The sequence below is a fragment of the Nostoc sp. TCL240-02 genome (assembly GCF_013343235.1).
Lineage (GTDB): Bacteria > Cyanobacteriota > Cyanobacteriia > Cyanobacteriales > Nostocaceae > Nostoc.
In genome coordinates, this window is record NZ_CP040094.1 from 132,501 (window position 1) to 155,031 (window position 22,531).

Genomic DNA, 22,531 nt, shown 5'->3' on the forward strand with positions numbered 1-22,531 from the left:
AGCACTTTCGCCAGTGGTTGACGACTGGCTTCGAGTAAAGTAACCTGGGCATCAGGATTGGCTTTAGCACAAGCGATCGCGCCAAAAAATCCCGCAGCCCCACCCCCAATAACTACGATTCGTAACGGTAGCAAGTTATAAAATTTCTCAATAGCACGTACTTTACTAGGCTAGCTGTTATCTTCACTATTCAACTAGTTCAAATTGATCTTTGGTGGAACCACAAACCGGACATACCCAATCATCTGGTATATTTTCAAAAGCTGTTCCCGGCGCTATATCGCTATCTGGATCGCCGAATTCTGGGTCATATTCATAGCCGCAAACGGTACATATATACTTTGCCATGTTTCTTTACCCTAATAAATTGTTGGCATCGCTTCCCTATTAAATACTTTTGGCAGTAAGTGAAAATGCTCACGCTACAATTCTTAAACGAGAGGATAAAGGCTTATCGGGTAAGGCGTGTAACCTTGGCGGAAATTTCCCAGATTATGAAAGATCCAGATTACAAACGCCACCAAGTCCTTTGGGCATAACTGATAATCCCGATCGCGATCGCCCCTAGTAGCAGGAGCAAAATTATTCCACCTGGAATAAAAGTGAGAATACCAAAGCCTCTCAGTACCCAGACGGCTACACTAACACCAAGAAGAATACCGAAAATCTGGATTAATCTACGATTTAAAGAAGATTGACTCACTTAATTTTCCTCTCAACTTAACAGAAATTACACTTGATATTGACAATCAGATATGAAGTTATGATGAAGTTACAATTTCATCAGAAATAACACGTAAAAACCGAGAGATCCTATCCAGAGGTTGGGGTAAGGTGCTTGATATTAAATGGTGTTTGTGCCATTCTAGCTGTTAAGAACTTAGTTTTTCATTTATAAATACTGTTATTATCAAGTCCACTCAAGTATTAATTGTGTTAATTGTGATCAGAGCTACAGGTTTTACAGTAAAGTAACTGAAATAATTACCAAAAACTCACCCTTTCCGGAAAGGATAGGCATTACACTGGAACTAAAATTTAATGGGTTGGATCTGAATCAAGTTTTATGGCTTGTAGTTTCAATTCTATTTAGGTGGATGAGTTGAGGAGTAACTAAAATCATTATGTCTGCGTCTCATATCTCAGACTCAATTATTGCAGGTTCAGATATGGCTTGGAGTCAAGATAAACAAAAGTTGCTGGTACAGGGTGAAATTTTGGTAGAAACGCGATCGCACAAGGCGTGTGGTGGCGCAGTGACAGCCTGGATGTATTTGCCGATGGTGCGATCGCAAGTTTGGCAGCAATTAACTGATTATCCCCGGTGGGTGCAATATTTTCCTGATATCACTAAAAGCGAGATATCACACAAAGGTGAAGTTAAGCGCCTATATCAAGCAGCACAAAAAGCCTTTTTCTTTTTCACGGCTCAAGTTGAAATTTACCTCAGCGTTGTAGAAGTGCTGGGGCAACAAATCCAATTCCGCATGGAAAAAGGGACTTTTGAGGATTTTAACGCGAATTTAGAACTCAAAGATTGCGGTAATGGGACGCTGCTTGCTTATACTGTGCAAGCTACACCCCTGATTCCGATTCCATCAATTTTTATTCAACAAGCAATGAACTTTGAGTTACCTGCAAATATGCGTAAAATGCGACAAGTAATTTGTAAGACTCAGCAATAGCAATTGTCATTGGTAAAAGCTATTTTGGAATTTTGGTTTTAGTTTTTGCAGGGGCCAAATTCGATATTTTAGCATAACTTACCGCAAAGACGCTTTCTTCTTTATAGGAAGCGTCTTTATATTTTGCTGGTCAAAAATTTCATTGCTTATATGGCAAGGGATTGGGGATTGGGGATTGGGGATTGGGGACTGGGGATTGGGGACTGGGGATTGGGGACTGGGTGAAAAGTCTTTTTGTGTCTAAGTTTCATTATCTGTTGATGTCCTAACCACCTTGGCTGTTGCTATAAATAATCAGACAGAATTAATTACACAAGTTTTTTCCTGTAACCTGTAATCTGTAACCTGTTCCCTATCTCCACCAATGAATTTAATTGTGTCCGACTACTTATCAATTTAAAAAATAATTACGACAGATGGATTAATAGAATCCAGCCAGAAAAGGCAATTCACAATTTAAAATCTAAAATCGTATTAATTTTGTTGCTTATTGGTGATCGCAAATGTAGAAGTTGGTGCAGATATAACTATGGCAGATTGTTGTTATACTCTGACGATAGTTAAAATAGCCTGCATTAGTAGCTCTGGCTCAATTGGTTTAGAAATATGCTGTTGGAATCCGGCTGCTAGTGCTTGTTGTCGATCGATCTCTCCTGCATAAGCAGTGAGGGCGATCGCCGGAATTTCTCCGCCGCGATCGGGCGACTGCTTTCTAATTTGACGAATTAGTGTGTAGCCATCCATATCGGGCATCCCAATATCACTAACTAACAAATCAAATTTTGCTCGCCCCAAACTGCTCAAAGCTTCAGTAGCTGATTCGGCTTCAGTCACTTGTACCCCGTATTGTTCTAGCAAGAAGGCAATGAACTCCCGCGAATCTTTATCATCATCTACAAGCAGCGCTTGCAATCCATTCAGATTGAAGTCTGAGCCATTATGAAACGCAGTATCATCTTGATTCAGTTTTGCCGCAGTGATCGGTGGAAACTTGACTGTAAAGGTTGCTCCTTGACCTTCTCCAGAGCTTGCTGCCTGAACGCTTCCTCCATGCAATTCCACCAAATGACGCACGATTGCTAACCCTAACCCTAATCCGCCAAATCTTCGAGTCGTTGTCCCATCAGCTTGGCGAAAGTAGTCAAAGACATAAGGCAAAAATTCACCAGAGATTCCCATCCCAGTGTCGCTGATAGTGATTTGAGTGTATTCCGAAGGACAAGTATCACCTTCATTCTTCATCCTTTCTAACCGCACCTCCACTCGACCACCTTGTGAGGTAAATTTAATTGCGTTGGAAAGTAGGTTCCAAACAACCTGTTGCAAGCGACCAGAATCACCTAAAACTTGTCCAACGTTCGGTTCAAATATTGTTTGAATCTGAATAGATTTAGCTTCGGCAGCAAGCCGCACGGTTTCCAGGGCAGCTTTGATAGTAAAATTCAAAGCAACTGGAACTTTATTCAAACTTAACTTGCCTTGGAGAATGCGCGACACATCAAGCAAATCTTCGATTAGTTGCGCTTGTAGTTTAGCGTTGCGTTCGATTGTTTCGAGTGCATACTGAGTTTTGGCTGCGTTCTGCTGGCGCGTTTGCAAAATTCTTACCCATCCCAAAATCGGATTCAGGGGCGATCGCAATTCATGAGACAACACTGCCAAAAACTCATCTTTAATCCGATTGGCTTGTTGGGCTTGTTCAGTTTGTTGTTGCAAAGAAACCATCAGCCGATTCAAGTGTTCGTTCTGCTCTTGCAACAAGGCTTCTGCTTGTTTGCGTTCGGTGATATCAGACAGAATGAAAACGGCACCTGTGAGATTCCCATGTCCATCAAATACCGGGTCGATGGTTTTGGCAAACCACCGTTTTCTGGACTGAAATTCTAGAACTTGGCGTTGGTGAGTTTCTTTAGCACGGCGAAAGCAAGCGCCATCACCAATTCCCAATTGTGCGCCCATCAACTCATGGTGAACACAACCTAAGATTTCCTGGGCGGGCTTGCAAAAAAGCTGCATCATCGCTCGATTACAGCGGAGAATTATCCCTTCTTGGTCTACCAGACATACGCTGTCTTTGATAGAGTCAAAGGTGGTTTGCCACTCTTGTGCTGAGGATAAAGCAGCTTCTTCCGCTCGGCGAATTCGCAGGAGCGATCGCACCGTAGCCAACAGTTCAATGGGTTCAACAGGTTGCGCCAAATAAGCATCGGCACCACTATCTAAGCCTTCTGCTTTATCCTGGCTTAGAATAAAACTTGCAGACAGATGTAGCACCGGAATAAAAGCAGTTTCGGGATTTGCCTTAATTTGGCGACAGACTTCAAAGCCGCTAATATCTGGTAATTTGACATCCAAAATCACTAGAGCAGGCTGATGTTCAGCAACAGCCTTTAATCCTGCTGTTCCGGTTGCCGCTTCCACGACGCTAAAGCCTGCATTTTGCAAAATCCGGTTGACAACATAACGATTGGCTTCGTTATCGTCAACATGCAGGATCGTAACCCTTGCCTCAGACATGACTTTGACCGCAAGCATCGAGAACAAGTCCGGCTTTGATGAGCGCATCTTGAAGTTGGGCGTAGACGCGTAGCGGCTTGTCGTCAGACATTGCTGCCGTTTGAGAACCTGTTTCTTTGGAAAGAATGGCGATGCTTTTTTTTGCTAATTGGCTCTGCATTTCTGCATCCAGTTGTGCGGATGAGTAGATGATAACAGGAATCGACTCAGTGACAGAATTGCTCTTAAGCTGATTGAGGACATCAAAACCGCTCAACTCTGGCATCTCCAAGTCAAGTACGATCGCGGTCGGTTGCTCCCGTTGTGCCAAATTTAATCCTTCCCATCCGTTCATGGCTTCTAAAATACTCAATTGTGTATTTATTAACAACTGTTTCACCAAATACCGATAGGCGGGGTCATCGTCAATTAACAAGATTTTTTGAGGCTTGTTCTGATTAATTAGCGTATTAAGTTTATTCAACAACTGCAATCTGTCTACCGGCTTAATTAGAAAACCGTTAGCTCCGAGCGCTAGTGCTTGCTTCTCGTTATCAATGATGGTAATAACGAGTACAGGAATGTTACAGGTCGTTTCATCTCCTTTGATTTCTCGCAAGAACGTCCAGCCGTTTTGCCCTTCTAGCATAATATCTAGCATAATTGCCGCCGGTTGAACTTGTTGTAAGACAAGCCTAGCCTGAGCTAAAGTCCGGGTGGCAATTAATTGATAAGTTGACTCCTGAAGGTGCTTTTCGTAAATAAATAGCGTTTCTGGATGATCTTCAATCGCCAGAATGGGCAGGCCAGTTGGCTCAAGTGATGCAATTGGTTGCAGTCGGCTGGGAAAATCAGTTGCATGAGGGTAGGCGATCGGAATCGATGCTGTAAAGGTGGAGCCTTGACCCAGCTTACTTGTAACTGAAATACTGCCACCGAGTAGCTCCGTTAGCTTGCGCGATAACGGTAATCCTAACCCGGTTCCCTTCACCTGCTTTTGCAGAGAAGACTCAATTTGGACAAAATCCTCAAAAACGCGCTCCACATCGGCGGTCGCTATGCCGATGCCCGTATCGGACACGGAGAAGGTCACGGTATGACCTCTTTGCACAGCACTCACGCGCACTTCTCCCTGTTCGGTAAATTTGAGCGCATTCGAGACAAAGTTTCTTAGAATTTGTGCAACTTTGCCCTCATCGCTATATATCTGTCCAATGCCGTCAGGTTCCTCGACAATCAGCGCCACAGAGGAGCCTTGAACCAATAATGGGCGCAGCATTCCCCGCAGCGTGGCAAACAAGTCACTGACTTCAAAGGAACTGGGACGCACTTCAATTTTTCCAGCTTCCACCTTTGCCAAATCCAGCAAGTCGTTGACTAGTTCTGATAATCCGCTCGCCCCCTTTTGGATGAATGTTACCTGCTTTTCTTGCTCGGCAGTCAAATCGCCATCCATCCGTGCTAGTAGCATCCGAGATAGGGACAAAATAGAGTTAAGCGGTGTGCGAAACTCATGGCTCATGTTCGAGAGAAAGCGGGTTTTGAGCTCGTTTGCCTTTTGCAGAGAGTCTGCCTTCTCATCCAGTTCCGCGTAGAGGGCAACTACACCACGATTAGTATCTTCCAGTTCCCGGTTGAGTTGGATCAGTTCTTCCTCGCGCTTGCGTAGCTCTGCCATTGCCCGCAGTAATTCCTGGTTTTGTCGCTGGATCTCTTGATATGGATTTTGAGGCGATCGCTCCATCACCCTTTCTCGAATCTGCTGCAATTGCGAATCGGTGAAACTAGGTGTGCGCTTCGACAACTTTTTGCTCATCACTACCGTTGTTCCCTCTGGCGGCAGCGATTCGATCTCAAAGAGATCCATCAGCTTGCGACTGCCCATAATGCCTAATCCCATCCCGGTATCAGAGGTGTAGCGTCCTGCCAAAACTTCTGCCAGATGAGGAATGCCCTCACCTCGATCCTGAATCCGAATCAGAAACGTCTGAGGCTCTCCTACCACACAAAATTCCACCGTTCCACCTTTAGCATACTGAAAGGCGTTGCGGGCAATTTCGGAAACTGCCGTTGCCAAGCGTGCTTGATCTTGAGCATCAAAACCCAATTGTTCGGCAATGTCACGAGTTCGTTGTCTAGCTTGGACAACATCTTGTTCGTAGTGGATTTCCAGGGTGAAAACAATTGTCATATCAAGTCCGGTTAATCATTTATAATTAGAACCAAATTTAATGAGTAATGAGTAATGAGTAATGAGTAATGAGTAATGAGTAATGAGTGGATTATTTTTCTTTCAATTTGTTGATGGAAGTTGTTAATATCTTAATAATTTTTTCATTCTCTTCTATCAGATTTTGAAATTTTGATTTTGACACTAACTCCGATTTTATCATTATTTTTATCCAATAAAGGGTTTCATTGGCTTCCTTTAAGGCTATAGAATACTTATTGATAAAGTCTTTATTTGATTGTGCATATTTAGCTTCTGAACAGTTTGCACCTATTGATGTCCCGCTTCTTAAAAATTGTTTAGACAAGATTTTGCCAGCGTCGTCAAAAGGTCTTTTATTTAGTTCAGAATAAGCTTTGATAACTCTTATTGCAAAATTTTCTGTTCTTTCTTGAATACTGATATTTGCGTTATAATTAATCATTGAGTAAAAAAGAATGTGATAATTCAATTTTAATTTATGAGTAATGACGTATTTACTCATTACTCATTACTCATTACTCATTAGCCCCCTGCCTTAACTGCCCATTCCTTTTGCCACTAACACCGTCACATCGTCCCGATCTCGGTTAAAGTCTCGGTATAAGACACCTGCAATTAGACTGGGATGTTTTTGACTCAAGCCTGGATAGTGAGCGAGCTGCCACTTATTGTCTAATCCATCAGAATGCATAATTAAAAGTCCGTTGGCATACCAGGGATAGCTAAACTCTTGAATTTTGCGGATTTCATGTCCGACTATGCCGTTGTGAGATAAAAGATGGTGGTGTTTAGTAAACAAGAAAATGTTGGCAGCGATATTGCCAATTCCAGCAAAGCGGATAGACTCTTGTTCAAAGTCGATTTCAGCAATGGCGAGTACCGCTCCTCGGGTACTTCGCAAGGCAGCATGGGCAGCTTCGACGATCACACCAGGAGATCGATGATGTTCTTGAAAAATTCTGACGGCATTTGAAGCAGCATTGGCAGCCGCAGGCCCATGCCCTAAGCCATCGACTACTAGCAATAGGCTGTGGCAATGATCCACTTTACAAGCCCAGGCATCTCCAGAAACTTCCTCACCTCGTTTAGGCAAGCAGATCGCCCCAATTTCTAAAGTCTTTTCCGGCGGATGGGGTGTCGAGCCTGACCAGAGGTGGGCGACCAGAACCGTCCCTTTGTTGGGAATAGAGTAAATTTCAAATAAACCAGAGAGACGACGAATTGCGCCTAGTCCATTGCCTAATGTTCCGGCTGTGGAAAAGCCATCTTGCAAACACTCATCCACATCGACCATTCCCCGTCCTTTATCTAGCGACAAGACTTCGATACCGATGGCTGAATTGTGTTCGATCGCTCTTAGCAATAACACTCCACCCTGACCATGCTGAATTAGATTGCTTGCAACCTCTGTCACCACAATTCCAACCTTGCCCCGTTCTGTTTCCTGAAAGCCGAGGCGAGTTGCTAAAGCGATCGCTACCCGTCGCGCTTCCCCAATTTGGCTAGATTCAGTAATTGTAATGGGGACAGATTCTCGCATTTTATTTCCATCGTACAATTGTTACCCGCGTTCCTTCTCCCACCGCAGACTGAATTTCAAACTCGTTGGCAAGTCGTTTGGCACCGCCCAGCCCCATACCCAACCCGCCGCCTGTGGTAAACCCATCTTTCAGCGCCAGTTCAATATCGGGAATTCCCGGCCCCCGATCTTCAAAGGTCAGCCGCAGTCCTCGCCGCCTCCCTTCCTGAAGCGTTTCTAGCTTGACTGTGCCACCCCCCCCGTAGTCTAGGGTGTTGCGGGCTAACTCACTGGCGGCGGTGACAATTTTAGTTTGGTCTACTAAGCCAAAGCCAATTTCCACCCCCAACTGGCGCACGGCTTGTCGAACTAAGACTACATCACCAGAAGATTGAATGTTGAGCGTTTCAGTCTTCTCCATTGTTATTTGTCGTTTCATTGAGTGACGATGGCGTCCCGCCCGCTGGAAGCGATCGCAACAGTGCCATTCCCCTTTCTACGTTTAGGGCAGTGCGAATGCCCGTCAGCGACAGCCCCAATTCCACCAGAGTAATTGCCACAGCAGGCTGCATCCCCACGACAACTGTTTGGGCATCTAAGACTCGTGACATTTTAGCAATGTTGGCTAAAACCCTACCAATGAAGGAATCAACAATGTCTAATGCCGAAATATCGATCAAGACACCCTGAGCGCGATTTTGGGCGATACGGTCGGTCAAGTCATCCTGTAGCGTCATGGCAAGGCGATCGTGCATATCTACTTGGATCGTCACCACCAAGAAATTGCCCATTTTGAGTATGGGAATGCGTTCCATTAGTTTCTCCTGTCCACCTATTCCGGTTGAGAGCGGGTAATATTCGCTCCCAACCGTTTTAGCGCGATGATAAAGGCATCGGCTAAGGTTGCCTTGGTTGTGACATCAGTCAAGTCTATACCGAGATAAACGATGGTTTGGGCAATTTGAGGACGAATGCCACTGATCATACAATCGGCTCCCATGAGACGGGCAGCAGTAACAGTTTTGAGTAGATGTTGAGCGGTGAGAGTATCGACGGTGGGAACCCCAGTAATGTCAATAATGGCAACTTCTGACCCGGTTTCGACAATCATCTGCAATAATGATTCCATCATCAATTGAGTACGAGTACTATCTAAAGTGCCAATAATGGGTAATGCCAAAATTCCCTTCCAGAGTTTAATTACTGGGGTAGACAGTTCCATTAATTCTTCCTGCTGCCGCAAAATCACCTCTTCCCGCGTCTTTTGATACACTTCCATTGTCAGCAATCCCAGCTGATCCAGTAATTTTGTGGCTAACCAGATATCTTCACCCAACTGAATGGGGTCTTGCAATTGCTGACGCATCCGGTTAAAGAGCGGTTGCTTGAAGGAAAAGACGAATGTAGCTGTTTCTGACGATGTGAAGCCTTTTAGCGATCGCGATCGAGAAATGCTAGTTAGGATCTCCCGCACCTCCTGCCATGCCTCTGTCTGAATATTGCTCAACTTGCCTTGCCCAACGGCGATCCGAAACAAGCTAAGGAATTCCCGGCACTCTTCCTTTAGATCGGCTTCTTTAATCAAGCCTCTCCGAATATTGACAGTGGTTAACTCCTGAGTCCACTCCGATAGCAGTTCTGCCTCAAAGGTTTCCAGGATCTCTGGTATTTTACTTTCGTTCATAGTTTCAGGGCAACCCCTTGCATTAGTCCAAAATCAGTGTATGACGATTCAGTCCAACGTCAAAGCTGAAGTTGCAGAGCGATTTTTTTACAGAGATGGGCAACATTCTGCCGTTGGACTTAAATTTTAAAATTTGTCTGAAAAAGTTTAGATGAAAATGAGTGTAATAAAAAACGCAAAGGCGCTTTTGTGTAACTTAGCGTCTTTGCGTCAGGTTTTGAATGAATTTAATTAGCTGCTAAACACTTCAGCAGGTAAGCGGCTAAAAGAAAGACGCTCATTTTGCACATCTACAAAGATGGTGTCGCCGTTGTTGAATTCACCACGCAAGATGGCTTTGGCAATTTGAGTTTCTAACTCGCGCTGAATCGCCCGCTTCAGTGGACGCGCTCCATATACGGGGTCATACCCTACTTCTGCTAAAAAGTCAAGTGCAGTATCCGAGAGTTTGAGGGATATTTTGCGATCGCTCAATCTTTGGCGCAATCTCTCTACTTGCAATAGTACAATTTGCCGCAATTCCTTCTTATCTAAACCGTGGAAGATGATAATTTCGTCAATCCGGTTTAAGAATTCAGGACGGAAGCTATTCCGCATCGCTTCCATTACCCGACGGCGCATTTCATCGTAGTGGGCATTATCCCCAGCAACATCAAGAATATACTGCGAACCGATGTTGCTAGTCATGATGATAATAGCGTTTTTGAAGTCCACCTTATGACCTTGGGCATCAGTGACGCGACCATCATCGAGAATTTGCAAGAAGATATTGAATACATCCGGGTGTGCTTTCTCGATTTCGTCGAAGAGAATCACAGAGTAAGGACGGCGGCGAATCGCTTCTGTAAGTTGTCCGCCTTCTTCGTAGCCCACATATCCTGGAGGCGCACCGATTAAGCGGGAGACGGCGTGTTTTTCCATGTACTCTGACATATCGATTCGCACTAGCGAATCTTCGCTATCGAACATAAATCCCGCCAGCGCTTTTGCCAACTCGGTTTTACCCACACCTGTCGGCCCAAGGAAAATAAAGCTAGCGATGGGACGATTGGGATCGGCTAGTCCAGCGCGCGATCGCTGAATGGCATCCGCTACAGCTGTGACTGCTTCTTCTTGTCCAACCACGCGGCGGTGCAGTTCATCTTCTAAATGCAGCAGTTTTTCTTTCTCAGATTCCACCAACTTACTGATGGGAATCCCTGTCCATTTAGAAATAATTTCAGCAATATCACCTTCTGTAACTTCTTCCCGTAATAGTGATTTACCACTTCTTTGAGCGTTTGCCAATTCAGTTTCTACTGCTTCTAATTGGCGATGCAAGCTGGTTAAATTACCGTATTTCAACTCCGCAGCCCGATTAAGATCGTAATCGCGTTCTGCTTGCTGAATCTCTAAGTTCACCCGTTCAATCTCTTTTTTAACCGACTGAATTTTGTCAATAATATCTTTTTCAGATTGCCATTGAGTATTGAGGGTTCTTTGTTCTTCTTTGAGATCGGCAATTTCTTTTTCTAATCTTTCTAAACGTTCGCGAGAAGCGGCATCGCTTTCTTTTTGCAGCGATAGTTTCTCCATTTCCAATTGCAGAATCTTGCGATCGATTTCGTCGAGTTCTTCTGGTTTGGAGGTAATCTCCATTTTTAATCTCGCGGCGGCTTCGTCTACCAAGTCAATGGCTTTATCAGGGAGGAAGCGATCGCTAATATATCGACTCGACAATACGGCGGCGGCAACTAAAGCACTATCAGAAATCTTTACCCCGTGGTGGTTTTCATAACGTTCTCTCAAGCCGCGCAAAATCGAGATACTATCTTCTACACTAGGTTGATCCACATAAACTTGCTGGAAGCGTCTTTCTAGTGCGGCATCCTTTTCGATATGTTTGCGGTACTCATCTAGAGTTGTCGCCCCAATGCAGCGCAATTCGCCCCGCGCCAACATCGGTTTTAATAAGTTACCCGCATCCATTGCGCCTTGAGTTGCACCAGCGCCGACAACGGTGTGAATTTCATCAATAAATAAAACAATATTGCCGCCAGATTCAGTAACTTCTTTTAATACTGCTTTCAGGCGTTCTTCAAATTCACCCCGGAATTTTGCCCCCGCAATCAAAGCACCCATATCTAAAGAAATCAGCTTGCGGTCTTTGAGAGATTGGGGTACATCACCTGCAATAATGCGCTGTGCTAATCCTTCAGCGATCGCAGTTTTACCAACACCCGGTTCACCAATTAGCACAGGGTTATTCTTGGTACGGCGAGAGAGAATTTGCACAGTCCGACGAATCTCATCATCTCGCCCAATCACTGGATCGAGTTGACCTTTACGCGCGGCTTCTGTGAGGTCACGCCCGTATTTTTCCAGTGCTTCATATTTGCCTTCTGGATTTTGGTCGGTCACTTTTTGGCTCCCCCGAACTTGTTTAATAATATCTTTTAGTTTGCCTTCGTCTAAACCGAATTCTTGGAATAAAGCTTTGCCAAAACGGTCATCTTTAGCGTAAGCCAGCAATAAGTGTTCAATTGAAATATATTCATCTTGAAACTCTTTGCGATACACATCTGCCCGGTCTAGAAGTGTATCTAAGCTGCGTCCCAAGTAAACAGAACTGCTAGTACCAGATACTTTTGGCTGACGTTGAAAAAATTGTTCGGTGCGATCACGCAGTTTTTGGAGGTTAACACCCGCTTTGGTGAGAATCCCAGTTGCTAGACCATCTTGTTCTAGCAAAGCTTTCATCAGGTGTTCGCTTTCTATCTGCTGTTGTTGATATTGTTTAACAATATCCGGGGTATGGGCGATCGCTTCCCAGGCTTTTTCTGTAAATTGGTTAGGATTAGTAGGTTGCATAGGCTTTTTCAGGAACGTAGAGGCGTAGTGGCTTGTCGCAGGCTACCACCAGAACACCAAGTAAAGAAAATTTCTGTTCTCAATAAATATTGTATGAACAGGATAGCGATCGCCTAGATCGGTGTTCACGTCTTGTAAAAGTGGTATTTCCCCCTAGTTCCGATTTTGATACATACGATTCTTGTTCATTGCACAACAACCGGAGTAACTCATAGAACCCACATTCTGCTACGGAATCTGGGTTTCAATTACCTGCCTGGAGAATATCAGCAGATGCACTCTTATATGCGATGGCGCAAGCGCCTATGTAGGCGATCGCATTAGTCGGGTTTATTCCAGTGAGCGCTTAGGATTCAGTACAGAGGTTTTTAAAGTCGCTCTGGAAGCTGAATCGTGCTTACTTGACAGCGCTGGAGGAGAAAATGTTGCGTGTGCTGAGTTGGAAACTAGCAGCTAATGTAACAATGCTGGAAATCAATGTTCGTGCCAGTAATCCGAAAACTTTTGCGGTGCTTTGGCGATGTCTACACCCACAGAAAAATCTAATTTTGAAAATAAAATTGCATATTTGCATATTTAGAGCTGATTCGTAAACAAAAGATTAAGCTGCCATTCGTTTTACCATCAGACGAATCAATGAGCCGTAAATCATGGCTTCACTGATCTCTGTGTACAACTCATAATCCTTGCTCAAACGCCGAAATCGATTGAGCCAGCCGAATGTCCTTTCCACAATCCACCGCTTGGGTAATCGTTCAAATGTTTTCGATATTCTCTCAATCACCTCAACACGAACCTGTTCTCCGCAAACTTGCTTGACAGCTTGAGCAAAGTTTTCACCAGAATAGCCTTGATCTACCCAAACAACTTCCAATTTAGACAATTCCTGAGCCGATTCATGGAGTACAACCACAGCCCCCAAACGTTCCGACGCATTAGCTTCAGTCACTAAAACGCCAATCAACAAACCTTGAGAATCCACAACTATATGTCGCTTACGGCCTTTAACTTTCTTACCACCATCGAAACCGTAGACTTCCCCTTTTTTTCCGTTGTCTTCACTGACTGAGAATCGGCGATCGCAACGCTAGAGTGTTCGTCTCTGCCCAAATCTTGTCGCAGTTGATGGCGCACTTGGTCGTGAATTTTCTGCCATATTCCTTTGCGCTGCCATTTCTGAAAGTAGCCGTATACTGTTGTGTAAGGTGGAAGATCATGGGGTAGCATTTCCCACTGACACCCGGTACGTTGCACATAGAAAATAGCATTCAAAATTTCTCGTAAATCTACTTCTACAGGATGCCCAAACCCTTTAGGTTTTGGTAGAAAGGGCTTGATAATTAACCATTCGGCATCGCTTAAATCACTTGGGTAGGGTTTACGCTGTGGATTTTCAATCGCAGGTAGACGGCTCATCGACTACAACATAAATTACACTCGACTTAGCCTATAACCTGAACAAAACCGGATTCAGTTTTCTTTAGATTTTCTTTACGAATCAGCTCTTAATGAAAAAACTACTGAATATTCCTTTAGATAGAGGTTTTTTCAACGTCTACATCTATTTAAAGAGGAAAAATCATGAATCAATTCAAATATTCCAAGAGGATTTTCGGAGTTATTGCTGTTTTACTCGTAATTTGTGCAACTTTCTTTCCTAGAATGGCAATTGCAGATTCACTGACTGCGCCTATCAAGTCAGGTTGTAGCGTCGTAGGTAAGGTAACAATAATACCAGATCCACAAGATCCCAATAAAATCGATGTTCTACCACCGACTGTGATAGTTAACAATACCGATGGATGTAGCTTCAGCGCTGACGCGATGAAGTTAGCACAAGCTCTGAGGGTTGAAAAAGCTGTTATAAAGTTGCCTGCGGGTGTAACTGGGGTTGTTAAAAGCCTTCAGATCAGCAAAATCGATAATGAAGGCAATAAAACACTCATTTATGGCTGTTCTAATTTAAAAGTTCAGAATGGTACAGATTTAAATGTATCTTGCGGGGGGCCATCTTACTTACCACCGAACCAGTCTTTGCAATATAATGCAACGATTGCAGACTTTAAGCCAGGGACTAAGTTTGCTATTACGCTGGTAGCATCAGAGTCTAAACTACCAGATTTGCAGTAAGTATACATCTGTTATACCAAAAAACCTATTTGGTGTAACAGGTAAAACTGGTTAGTACAAAAATGTTTGCTCCTTCCTAGCCGTAACTAAAAAAGACGAGCTTACCCCCTTAATTTTAAGCAGAGACAACTGTATGAGATACACTGCCCGTAATTAGCTCTAATATCCCCCGGTTGAACAACTGAAGCATTCCAGTCGTGGGTAGAAAATAGTTTAGTTCTATGTTTTATCAAGAATCGTATGCTTGATTTAGTATACGATTCTTTATTAAGTCAACACGATTATAATGACTAGCTCACTCACTTAATTTTGATACAACTCCTATTTATTTCTGGCTAAGACTGTGGCTTTGCCCCGGAACTCAGTTCTACTAAATCTGGTGTAGCAATAAAGCCAAAGTAAATGGCGATCGCAGCATTAATACCATGAAGCCAAATATCATTTAATTCACGAGCAGCCATCAAAGAAACGCTCAAAGCTTTTTCGATTAATATTGATTACATTCTAGAGATGCTTATTAAATAAAATTCTTTCCAGGAAAGAGATTTGGAGCAAGTTAAATTATATTTAAAAGATGTGAAATGGTCAGATATAGCGGTTATCAGTCTTGTGAGGTACAGTAGCAGCAGTGAGTAAACCAACCCAGCAAATTCTCTATTGTCACTTCTGCGAATGCCGTATCTAATGCCTGGAGTAAATCAGGGTATGTCCTTGCACCGATGCGACGGAGAATGTTCTTAATCTTGGACCAACAATTCTCAATCGGTGAAAAATCGGGAGAATAGGGGGGGAGATAAATGAGATGAGCGCCAGCAGCGATGAGCAAAGCTTCAAGTTCATCACTTTTATGGATTGAGCAGTTATCCATGATCACCACTGCACCAGGCCAAAGTTTGGGTACGAGCTTTTGGGCGATGAAGGCATCAAAAGTCAAAGCATCGATAGAACCTAAGCCACTCCATTGGGTGAGCAGTCCTTTCAAGCTAATTGCACCAATTACCGAGACATTTTTCCCTTTGCGGTTGGGCTTTTGAGCATAGGTTTGAAGGCCAGGCAAGGCGCAGGCACATTTGCGGATGAAGGACAGATTAACTCCCGATTCATCTAAGAAAATCAGCTCTTCGACGGGTATCCCCCTCAAGAGTTTCCAGTACTCAAATCGGGCTAGTTGGACTTCATCACTACCTTTTTTTGTGAGGTGGAGACTTTTTTTGAGGTTGAGGTGAAGTTTCCAGCGAACCATCCGATTCACCGTAGCTACCCCAATTAAGACCTCTGTTTTCTCGTAAAGTCGTTCCCGCAATTCGCTTAACGTCGCATCGGGCTGTGCTATGACGAGTTGGCGCAGGATTTCTAACTGTTCAGCATTCAACTTTGTTGCTGTCTGCTCAGTCCGCACCTTGGGGCCTATCATCCCCAATTCTCGATGGCGTTTGAGTAAATTTTGCACAAAACTTAAGGTGACACCAAAGTTTTTAGCCAGTTTTCGTTGGGAAATGTCACCGCAGGCATAAGCATCAACTATTTTTTGACGCAAGTCGAGAGAGTAGGCTTTCATCACCACCAATTATCAGTAGAATTGCTCTCTCCTACTGTACTGAAGTAGACTGATAACCGCTATACATATTTTATAAGGTTAACTACACTTAATTACATTGAAAACAGCTTAGGGATCTGCGGGTTAATAGTGTCCCAACCAGGCGGGTTTCGACTGCGCTTAACCCTCAGATGTCGAGAGTTGAGCGCAGTCGAAACTCGGTTTACTGGTACTTTATTTTCACGCAAGTCTTTTACCCCCGAAAGCTAAAGCTTACTATTTTTTTCTTAAAATGTATGGGTAACTGTCTTAACAATATCTATAGACACATGGTGATAAACAAAATTACTCTTTCACAAGCAGGAATCTAAATGCGTACATTAAGCATGACGTATTGAAGGTTCTTCCACCCCCATACAGAGTTACCATAATCCCAGGTCGCCTAGTGGATGTTGAAAATGATTGACCCCTACGACTTTGAAGATGATGACTTTGACTTAGAGGATGAGGATTTCTTGAAAATAAAACCCATCAGCCAAATGACTGAAGGGGAAAAGCTACAGCGATTTAAGCGGTTCTTCAACAGCAGCAGCCGTGCTATGTTGCAAGACTGTCTATTTCGCATCGTCAATGACGAAGATGGTACGGGTACGTTAGAAATTCTTTGCCCTAATGAAGTCGTAAGACAACGCCTTTCTAAGAAAAAGCGCAAAATTACCAATAACATCAACACCTGCTGGAGCCATATCAGATGGTTTTCACTATGTGTTCAGCAAGATAATGAGTTGGATTGCCAAAAGTTTACCCGTAACGGCGATTTCGTTACATCTTAGGTAGGGAATTGGGAATTGCGAATGGGGAATGGGAAATAAAGAAAGTGTTTTCTCAATGACGAATGACAAATGATAAATGACTAAAAAACAAAAATTTCCTTACTTAGTTGGTTCTAAGTGGACGGCACAGCAAAAAGTTGATGGTTGGCGACACTTCCAAGTTGTCAATCGGAAAAATCAGGCTAAGTGGGTTTATGCCGAAATGGTTGCTTCTTGCGATCCTAAAGTCCGTTTTTGGATAAATGCCAAATTATTACAAGATAACTCCCAGTGGCAAGCTGGCTGGCAAACATTACAAGAAATCCAGGAAATTGAAACTGAGGTGTCCTAATTACCTTCAATACATAGACTGAAATAAATTAGGGTTTACGTACACTCTACGTTTCTTCTCTTACTCTTAGCCCACGCAAGTGGGCTTTCTTTGTGTAGCCAAGAATCCTATTCGCTCGGCTTAGACTTAGAAAATATTTTCAAAATTAATAATATTTTACAAAATCACACTCACTCACTCTCAAGCAGCAATTAGATGGTTGTGACTACCGACTGAAAACTGGCAATTTATCTGCGATACCTTCTCTACGAGACGCTACGCGTAGCTTGCTTCCCCTATGGGGTACGGTGAGCTACGCTAACGCAAATTCCAGTAGTATTTCCAGCATCATGCTGCATATACCTCTGTTTGCCCTTGCACCTGTGCCTCAATACCCTGAAAACACGTTGTACCAACATCAGCTAATTCTATGAAACCCATTTAAAAAAGACAATTTCAGCTTTTTGCTTTTTGTAACTCTTTTTATAAAAATAGATAATAAAAACTTTTTATAGATGAATTTTAGAGCTAAACAAGACTTAATAGCTCATAAAAACTAAAATACCCATAATTAAATTTTAATTCATCGGATAAAACCGTTTTATAAATTAAGAGCCACTTTCTTTTCTATGTAATTTGCCCAATAATGACATCAACAGACCTCACGCATCGCCATCTCAGGAAAGGTGAAGGCAAATGTTTGAGCCACAAGTTTGACAAGAAGCTATAAGAGGGAAACAACAGTGAAACTAGCAGTCTACGGAAAAGGTGGTATCGGTAAATCCACAACTAGCTGTAATATATCCGTCGCCCTAGCTAAACGTGGGAAGAAAGTGCTGCAAATTGGCTGCGACCCAAAACATGACAGCACCTTCACCCTGACTGGATTTTTGATTCCCACAATTATCGACACCCTCCAAGAAAAGGATTATCACTACGAAGATGTCTGGCCGGAAGATGTGATTTATAAAGGCTACGGTGGTGTGGATTGCGTAGAAGCTGGAGGTCCACCTGCGGGTGCTGGATGTGGTGGCTACGTCGTCGGTGAAACCGTAAAACTACTTAAAGAACTCAACGCCTTTGATGAGTACGATGTAATTCTTTTTGATGTTTTGGGTGACGTAGTTTGTGGTGGTTTTGCAGCACCACTCAACTATGCAGATTACTGCCTGATTGTTACAGACAATGGTTTTGATGCTTTGTTTGCTGCCAATCGAATCGCCGCTTCAGTCCGCGAAAAAGCAAGAACTCACCCACTACGTCTAGCTGGGTTAATTGGCAATCGCACCTCCAAGCGCGACTTGATTGAAAAATATATAGAAGCTGTGCCAATGCCAGTTTTGGAAGTTTTACCTTTGATTGAAGATATCCGTGTTTCCCGTGTGAAAGGTAAGACTTTGTTTGAGATGGCAGAGCAAGATCCTTCCCTAGACTACGTTTGCGACTATTATCTCAACATCGCCGACCAAATTCTAGCGCGTCCCGAAGGTGTTGTACCTAATGACACACCAGATCGGGAGTTGTTCTCTTTGTTATCCGATTTTTATCTAAATCCGGGTAAACCCCAGGTTCCTAATTCAGAAGAGGAACTAGACTTGATGATTGTATAAATCACCAAGTTCTCAGGATGGGGGACAATAATATGGCTTTCTTTCACAGTTTTACAGATTCAATAAAGCAAAAGTGGTTGCAATTTTTCCAGAATAATCGAGACTGGATTACCCTGCACATGGAAGTGGAATCCGTGTACACCCCTGACGGCGGGAAGCGACCACCTTCTTACCTCATCCTGGGAGTTCTTAACGCCCTAGAGCCAAAGCTAGCGCAGTTAATGTTGCCCTTTGCCAAACTTAATCCTGATGCCGATACGCTAATTGAAGTACTGGATTTGCATTTTGACCCAGATTTCGCTCTCGGTAATCGCTTCGTTGTCAACCCAGATGTAGAGAAATACGCAGAAGAAGCAGCAGATATCATTGACGAAAAGCCTGAAGATGAAACATTGACACATTCTCATACAAATGGCTTTGCGTCGGTGGCGGTAGTTCAAGAGTTCACAATGGTGAATTCTGAGGATGAAAGCCTAGAAATCAGCGGGTTGGAAGAAACCGAAAATGGCTTTGGCGATATTTCCTTATCCAACGGACACGCTTCAAAAGATGAGTCTCTCAAAACCTCTAGTCTCGAAACCTCTGGTTTAGAAGCAGATGAGTTTGGGGAAATTGCCTTCGATGCAGATGCAACAGCTGTAATGGAAGTAAAGCTGGATGACGAAGCACTTGAAGATAGCCCAATAGATGAGAATGCGTTTAAAGACGTGTTATCAGATGTCTGGGGTGATGAAACAGCTTTGCAAAAGGCTGAAGAAAGTAACGATTTTTTAGGGGAAGAACTGCCAGCAGGCGTTTTTGATGAATCAGAAATTGCCCGTCTCTTCCCCAACGCTTAATTATTGCCGTTCTTCGCAATTTTAAGGTTTAGATTTGGGGTTTTGGATGAGGAATTAGGGAAATTGTCGTTAGACAGAGGATACTTTTGTTGTCCCAGCCTTCAATCCAAAATTATCAATCGTTCGACTGAGCGTTCGCGTAGCGTCTCGGAGAGAAGCCGAAGTCTAAAATCTGAAATTGGTTGAACTGCCATTAAATATCAAGGGGAGAAAAAACCAAAATGACTGTCGCTCAACAACCAGAAGCTTTAAGCTTTGAATGTGAAACTGGAAATTACCATACCTTTTGCCCAATTAGCTGCGTGGCGTGGTTATACCAAAAAATTGAAGATAGCTTCTTTTTGGTGATTGGGACAAAAACTTGTGGCTACTTCCTGCAAAATGCGATGGGGGTGATGATTTTTGCTGAACCCCGCTATGCAATGGCAGAGTTGGAAGAGGGCGATATTTCGGCACAACTGAGTGATTATGAAGAGTTAAAGCGGTTGTGCTTGCAAATCAAACGCGATCGCAATCCTAGTGTAATCGTCTGGATTGGTACTTGCACCACCGAAATTATCAAAACAGATTTGGAAGGTTTAGCACCGAAGCTAGAATCTGAAATCGGTATTCCCATCGTTGTAGCGCGGGCAAATGGTCTAGATTACGCCTTCACCCAAGGGGAAGACACTGTTTTAGCAGCAATGGCTAACCGTTGCCCTGATAAGGCTCCTGTGGCGGAAACAGAGAAGAGTGAACGGAATGCGATCGCTAAATTGCTCAACTTCGGTAAAAAGAAAGAAGATGTCGCCCAAGATGAATCTGAGTACGTCGATCATCCACCACTGGTTCTCTTTGGCTCCCTTCCCGACCCCGTAGTTACTCAGTTAACCTTAGAACTGAAGAAACAAGGCATCAAAGTTTCCGGCTGGCTACCCGCGAAGCGCTTCACTGAACTGCCAGTACTGGAAGAAGGGTATTATGTCGCTGGTGTCAATCCCTTCCTCAGCCGGACAGCTACTACCTTAATGCGCCGCCGCAAATGTAAACTCATTGGCGCACCCTTCCCCATTGGCCCCGATGGTACCCGCGCTTGGATTGAGAAAATCTGCTCGGTGTTTGGTATTACTCCCAAAGGTTTGGATGAACGGGAAGCCCAAATTTGGGCAGGCTTGGAAGATTACGTGAAACTGATTCGCGGTAAGTCTGTATTCTTCATGGGTGATAACTTGCTGGAGATTTCCCAAGCAAGATTCTTAATCCGTTGTGGGATGACAGTTCACGAAATCGGCATTCCTTACATGGATAAGCGCTATCAAGCTGCTGAGTTGGCATTGCTGGAGAAAACTTGCCAGGAAATGAATTCACCCCTGCCAAGGATTGTGGAGAAGCCGGATAATTACAATCAACTTCAGCGAATTTATGAGTTGAAACCAGATTTGGTAATTACTGGTATGGCGCACGCAAATCCGTTGGAAGCACGCGGTATTAATACAAAGTGGTCGGTGGAGTTTACTTTTGCTCAAATTCACGGCTTTACCAATGCGCGTGACATATTAGAGTTGGTAACTCGTCCGTTGCGTCGGAATAATAATTTGAAAGATTTGGGTTGGGATAAGTTGGTGAGAGAAGAAGCGAAGATTTAAATTTCGATTTGGATTGAGCAACAGCATATAATTAAGGCGAACTTTTTGGGTTCGCCTTTTTTGTCTCACAAAGGCGCAAAGTAAGACCGCCTAAAAATAGTTACAATCAGATGGATATCGCTAAATCATAACTTAGATAAAATTTAACCATTAGAGTTAATTATGCTTAAGCTCAATCCACAAAAGCTACCATTTCTAGAGTCTATTGGTTGGCAGCTAAAAAATGTATATCAAATGAGCGAGAAAGAAATTGTTCAATTGTATCAACGCAATTGGCATCATCAAACTACCTTCAATAATTTAAAACAAGAAGAAAAGGATTTTGTTCATTATTTAGCAAAAAAATATAACTCCTGGATATTACCGGATTTTGAAATGTTTCATCTCGATCATCATAATAATATACTTAAAATCCTTAATGCTTTCAATCCAGAAGTTTTCAAAAAAGCTTCTGCATACTTTGGCGGTGGTACTCTCTTGGCGTTAGAATATGATGAATACAGGCTTAGTAAAGATATTGATTTCCTCTTCCCTTATGGAACGGAAAATTATAGGTATTTAAGAGATTTGATTTACGATGAAGGAATTGTGGCATTCTTTCAAAGTACAACAGATATCGAATTAGGTGACAGTACAATAAATCAATATGGTATTCGTTTCCTTGTTATAGTCAATGAAACAACTATTAAAGTAGAAATTGTAGCCAATGGGATTTTTACTTTAGACCCTCCTGTTTATCCAGAATGGACAAAAATTCCTTGTCTGAGTATAAGCGATAGATTTATATCAAAACTAATGGCTAATGCTGACCGATGGAACGATTCAAGTACACAATCTAGAGATTTGATTGACTTAGCAATATTGCGTGTAAATAACGAAATACCCGCACGTGCAATTGCTAAAGCTGAAGAAAGCTACAAAGTAAAAAAGCCATTAGTTAAAGCTATCACTAACTTTATTGAAAAAAGAAAATATAGAGATAAATGTTTTCATGAGTTAAACATACCTGAAGAAAAATTTCCAATAATAATGGATGGAATAAATTTGCTTCTTGTTGACTTTGAATCTATGAATTAAAGTAATTTAAAATGCAATTATCACTACAAAACAAGCGAAATTTTATTATTGATATGGTTGATTGAATTCTTTTAAAGCCTAAGAAACCTTTTGCAGTAACTAAGCCTCTATGCAGTAAATAGCT

At 42.9% G+C, this 22,531-nt stretch carries 22 protein-coding genes (1 of these 22 running past the window's edge); 8 read left to right on the forward strand and 14 right to left on the reverse strand.

The window, feature by feature from the left end; all coding sequences use genetic code 11:
• The 3 genes from FBB35_RS00615 to FBB35_RS00625 form a co-directional block, all read right to left on the reverse strand.
• A protein-coding gene (locus FBB35_RS00615) for an NAD(P)/FAD-dependent oxidoreductase (protein WP_174708057.1) crosses the window boundary here: on the reverse strand, nucleotides 1-134 show its 5' portion. 1,111 nt of this gene lie to the left of the window's left edge; the window shows 134 of its 1,245 coding nt (coding positions 1-134); the start codon lies at nucleotides 132-134; the stop codon falls past the left edge of the window.
• Between the two features lie 52 nt (nucleotides 135-186).
• The gene (rd, locus tag FBB35_RS00620; RefSeq protein WP_174708058.1) at nucleotides 187-348 is read right to left on the reverse strand and encodes a rubredoxin; all 162 of its coding nucleotides are present in this window, start codon (nucleotides 346-348) and stop codon (nucleotides 187-189) included.
• 160 nt (nucleotides 349-508) lie between these two features.
• Complete coding sequence (locus FBB35_RS00625; protein ID WP_012410758.1) at nucleotides 509-703, reverse strand: hypothetical protein; 195 nt, start codon at nucleotides 701-703, stop codon at nucleotides 509-511.
• Between the two features lie 421 nt (nucleotides 704-1,124).
• On the opposite strand from FBB35_RS00625, the gene FBB35_RS00630 reads away from it, so the two are divergent.
• Entirely contained in the window at nucleotides 1,125-1,685 is a 561-nt protein-coding gene (locus FBB35_RS00630) for an SRPBCC family protein (RefSeq protein WP_174708059.1), read from the forward strand.
• A gap of 543 nt (nucleotides 1,686-2,228) precedes the next feature.
• Here FBB35_RS00630 and FBB35_RS00635 read toward each other — a convergent pair.
• The 9 genes from FBB35_RS00635 to FBB35_RS00675 form a co-directional block, all read right to left on the reverse strand.
• Entirely contained in the window at nucleotides 2,229-4,202 is a 1,974-nt protein-coding gene (locus FBB35_RS00635; RefSeq protein WP_217481720.1) for a response regulator, read from the reverse strand.
• Entirely contained in the window at nucleotides 4,195-6,372 is a 2,178-nt protein-coding gene (locus FBB35_RS00640) for an ATP-binding protein (RefSeq protein WP_174708061.1), read from the reverse strand. The genes FBB35_RS00635 and FBB35_RS00640 overlap by 8 nt, the downstream gene beginning before the upstream one ends.
• A 91-nt stretch (nucleotides 6,373-6,463) precedes the next feature.
• Nucleotides 6,464-6,895, reverse strand: coding sequence for a four helix bundle protein (locus FBB35_RS00645; RefSeq protein ID WP_254625776.1), 432 nt, complete (start codon nucleotides 6,893-6,895; stop codon nucleotides 6,464-6,466).
• Nucleotides 6,896-6,928: 33 nt separating this feature from the next.
• On the reverse strand, nucleotides 6,929-7,933 hold the full coding sequence (locus FBB35_RS00650; RefSeq protein WP_174708062.1) for an ATP-binding SpoIIE family protein phosphatase: 1,005 nt from the start codon (nucleotides 7,931-7,933) through the stop codon (nucleotides 6,929-6,931).
• Nucleotide 7,934: 1 nt separating this feature from the next.
• Entirely contained in the window at nucleotides 7,935-8,333 is a 399-nt protein-coding gene (locus FBB35_RS00655) for an anti-sigma regulatory factor (RefSeq protein WP_174708063.1), read from the reverse strand.
• Nucleotides 8,320-8,727 carry an STAS domain-containing protein gene (locus FBB35_RS00660; RefSeq protein ID WP_174708064.1) on the reverse strand — a complete coding sequence of 136 codons (408 nt, stop codon included), beginning with the start codon at nucleotides 8,725-8,727 and terminating at the stop codon, nucleotides 8,320-8,322. The genes FBB35_RS00655 and FBB35_RS00660 overlap by 14 nt, the downstream gene beginning before the upstream one ends.
• A gap of 17 nt (nucleotides 8,728-8,744) precedes the next feature.
• Entirely contained in the window at nucleotides 8,745-9,596 is an 852-nt protein-coding gene (locus FBB35_RS00665; RefSeq protein WP_174708065.1) for an STAS domain-containing protein, read from the reverse strand.
• A 231-nt stretch (nucleotides 9,597-9,827) separates the two neighbouring features.
• Nucleotides 9,828-12,446, reverse strand: coding sequence for an ATP-dependent chaperone ClpB (clpB, locus tag FBB35_RS00670; protein ID WP_174708066.1), 2,619 nt, complete (start codon nucleotides 12,444-12,446; stop codon nucleotides 9,828-9,830).
• A 601-nt stretch (nucleotides 12,447-13,047) separates the two neighbouring features.
• Nucleotides 13,048-13,862 (reverse strand): IS5 family transposase gene (locus FBB35_RS00675; RefSeq protein WP_174708067.1). Its coding sequence is split into 2 segments (ribosomal slippage): nucleotides 13,048-13,496 and nucleotides 13,496-13,862, totalling 816 coding nucleotides; the frame shifts between segments, so codons are not numbered across the junction.
• Nucleotides 13,863-14,027: 165 nt separating this feature from the next.
• Here FBB35_RS00675 and FBB35_RS00680 point away from each other — a divergent pair.
• Nucleotides 14,028-14,576: a hypothetical protein gene (locus FBB35_RS00680; protein ID WP_174708068.1), complete on the forward strand. Its 549-nt coding sequence runs from the start codon at nucleotides 14,028-14,030 to the stop codon at nucleotides 14,574-14,576.
• A 335-nt stretch (nucleotides 14,577-14,911) separates the two neighbouring features.
• Here FBB35_RS00680 and FBB35_RS35315 read toward each other — a convergent pair whose 3' ends face one another.
• Together FBB35_RS35315 and FBB35_RS00690 are read right to left on the reverse strand one after the other, a co-directional pair.
• Nucleotides 14,912-15,037 carry a hypothetical protein gene (locus tag FBB35_RS35315; RefSeq protein ID WP_302480942.1) on the reverse strand — a complete coding sequence of 42 codons (126 nt, stop codon included), beginning with the start codon at nucleotides 15,035-15,037 and terminating at the stop codon, nucleotides 14,912-14,914.
• A gap of 140 nt (nucleotides 15,038-15,177) precedes the next feature.
• Nucleotides 15,178-16,134: an IS630 family transposase gene (locus FBB35_RS00690; RefSeq protein WP_174708069.1), complete on the reverse strand. Its 957-nt coding sequence runs from the start codon at nucleotides 16,132-16,134 to the stop codon at nucleotides 15,178-15,180.
• Nucleotides 16,135-16,571: 437 nt separating this feature from the next.
• Between FBB35_RS00690 and FBB35_RS00695 the strand changes: the two genes are divergently transcribed.
• The 6 genes from FBB35_RS00695 to FBB35_RS00720 all read left to right on the forward strand — a co-directional run bounded on the left by FBB35_RS00695 (nucleotide 16,572) and on the right by FBB35_RS00720 (nucleotide 22,407).
• Entirely contained in the window at nucleotides 16,572-16,946 is a 375-nt protein-coding gene (locus FBB35_RS00695) for a hypothetical protein (RefSeq protein ID WP_174708070.1), read from the forward strand.
• 76 nt (nucleotides 16,947-17,022) lie between these two features.
• A complete protein-coding gene (locus FBB35_RS00700) occupies nucleotides 17,023-17,277 on the forward strand; it encodes a TIGR02450 family Trp-rich protein (RefSeq protein ID WP_174708071.1) in 255 nt (84 codons plus the stop codon).
• A gap of 722 nt (nucleotides 17,278-17,999) precedes the next feature.
• Nucleotides 18,000-18,866: a ferredoxin:protochlorophyllide reductase (ATP-dependent) iron-sulfur ATP-binding protein gene (bchL, locus tag FBB35_RS00705; RefSeq protein ID WP_012410753.1), complete on the forward strand. Its 867-nt coding sequence runs from the start codon at nucleotides 18,000-18,002 to the stop codon at nucleotides 18,864-18,866.
• Nucleotides 18,867-18,898: 32 nt separating this feature from the next.
• Nucleotides 18,899-19,705, forward strand: a complete 807-nt coding sequence (locus tag FBB35_RS00710; protein ID WP_174708072.1) for a DUF5331 domain-containing protein — start codon at nucleotides 18,899-18,901, stop codon at nucleotides 19,703-19,705.
• Between the two features lie 221 nt (nucleotides 19,706-19,926).
• Nucleotides 19,927-21,330, forward strand: a complete 1,404-nt coding sequence (locus FBB35_RS00715) for a ferredoxin:protochlorophyllide reductase (ATP-dependent) subunit N (protein ID WP_012410751.1) — start codon at nucleotides 19,927-19,929, stop codon at nucleotides 21,328-21,330.
• A 162-nt stretch (nucleotides 21,331-21,492) separates the two neighbouring features.
• Nucleotides 21,493-22,407: a nucleotidyl transferase AbiEii/AbiGii toxin family protein gene (locus tag FBB35_RS00720; protein ID WP_174708073.1), complete on the forward strand. Its 915-nt coding sequence runs from the start codon at nucleotides 21,493-21,495 to the stop codon at nucleotides 22,405-22,407.
• Nucleotides 22,408-22,531: the final 124 nt, after the last annotated feature.

What these genes read in the sequence shown, in the direction of transcription:
- rd (WP_174708058.1), bottom strand. Translation starts at nt 348, where the DNA reads ATGGCAAAGTATATATGTACCGTTTGCGGCTATGAATATGACCCAGAA.
- FBB35_RS00630 (WP_174708059.1), top strand. Translation starts at nt 1,125, where the DNA reads ATGTCTGCGTCTCATATCTCAGACTCAATTATTGCAGGTTCAGATATG.
- FBB35_RS00635 (WP_217481720.1), bottom strand. Translation starts at nt 4,202, where the DNA reads ATGTCTGAGGCAAGGGTTACGATCCTGCATGTTGACGATAACGAAGCC.
- FBB35_RS00640 (WP_174708061.1), bottom strand. Translation starts at nt 6,372, where the DNA reads ATGACAATTGTTTTCACCCTGGAAATCCACTACGAACAAGATGTTGTC.
- FBB35_RS00645 (WP_254625776.1), bottom strand. Translation starts at nt 6,895, where the DNA reads ATGAGTAAATACGTCATTACTCATAAATTAAAATTGAATTATCACATT.
- FBB35_RS00650 (WP_174708062.1), bottom strand. Translation starts at nt 7,933, where the DNA reads ATGCGAGAATCTGTCCCCATTACAATTACTGAATCTAGCCAAATTGGG.
- FBB35_RS00655 (WP_174708063.1), bottom strand. Translation starts at nt 8,333, where the DNA reads ATGGAGAAGACTGAAACGCTCAACATTCAATCTTCTGGTGATGTAGTC.
- FBB35_RS00660 (WP_174708064.1), bottom strand. Translation starts at nt 8,727, where the DNA reads ATGGAACGCATTCCCATACTCAAAATGGGCAATTTCTTGGTGGTGACG.
- FBB35_RS00665 (WP_174708065.1), bottom strand. Translation starts at nt 9,596, where the DNA reads ATGAACGAAAGTAAAATACCAGAGATCCTGGAAACCTTTGAGGCAGAA.
- clpB (WP_174708066.1), bottom strand. Translation starts at nt 12,446, where the DNA reads ATGCAACCTACTAATCCTAACCAATTTACAGAAAAAGCCTGGGAAGCG.
- FBB35_RS00680 (WP_174708068.1), top strand. Translation starts at nt 14,028, where the DNA reads ATGAATCAATTCAAATATTCCAAGAGGATTTTCGGAGTTATTGCTGTT.
- FBB35_RS35315 (WP_302480942.1), bottom strand. Translation starts at nt 15,037, where the DNA reads ATGGCTGCTCGTGAATTAAATGATATTTGGCTTCATGGTATTAATGCT.
- FBB35_RS00690 (WP_174708069.1), bottom strand. Translation starts at nt 16,134, where the DNA reads ATGAAAGCCTACTCTCTCGACTTGCGTCAAAAAATAGTTGATGCTTAT.
- FBB35_RS00695 (WP_174708070.1), top strand. Translation starts at nt 16,572, where the DNA reads ATGATTGACCCCTACGACTTTGAAGATGATGACTTTGACTTAGAGGAT.
- FBB35_RS00700 (WP_174708071.1), top strand. Translation starts at nt 17,023, where the DNA reads ATGACTAAAAAACAAAAATTTCCTTACTTAGTTGGTTCTAAGTGGACG.
- FBB35_RS00710 (WP_174708072.1), top strand. Translation starts at nt 18,899, where the DNA reads ATGGCTTTCTTTCACAGTTTTACAGATTCAATAAAGCAAAAGTGGTTG.
- FBB35_RS00715 (WP_012410751.1), top strand. Translation starts at nt 19,927, where the DNA reads ATGACTGTCGCTCAACAACCAGAAGCTTTAAGCTTTGAATGTGAAACT.
- FBB35_RS00720 (WP_174708073.1), top strand. Translation starts at nt 21,493, where the DNA reads ATGCTTAAGCTCAATCCACAAAAGCTACCATTTCTAGAGTCTATTGGT.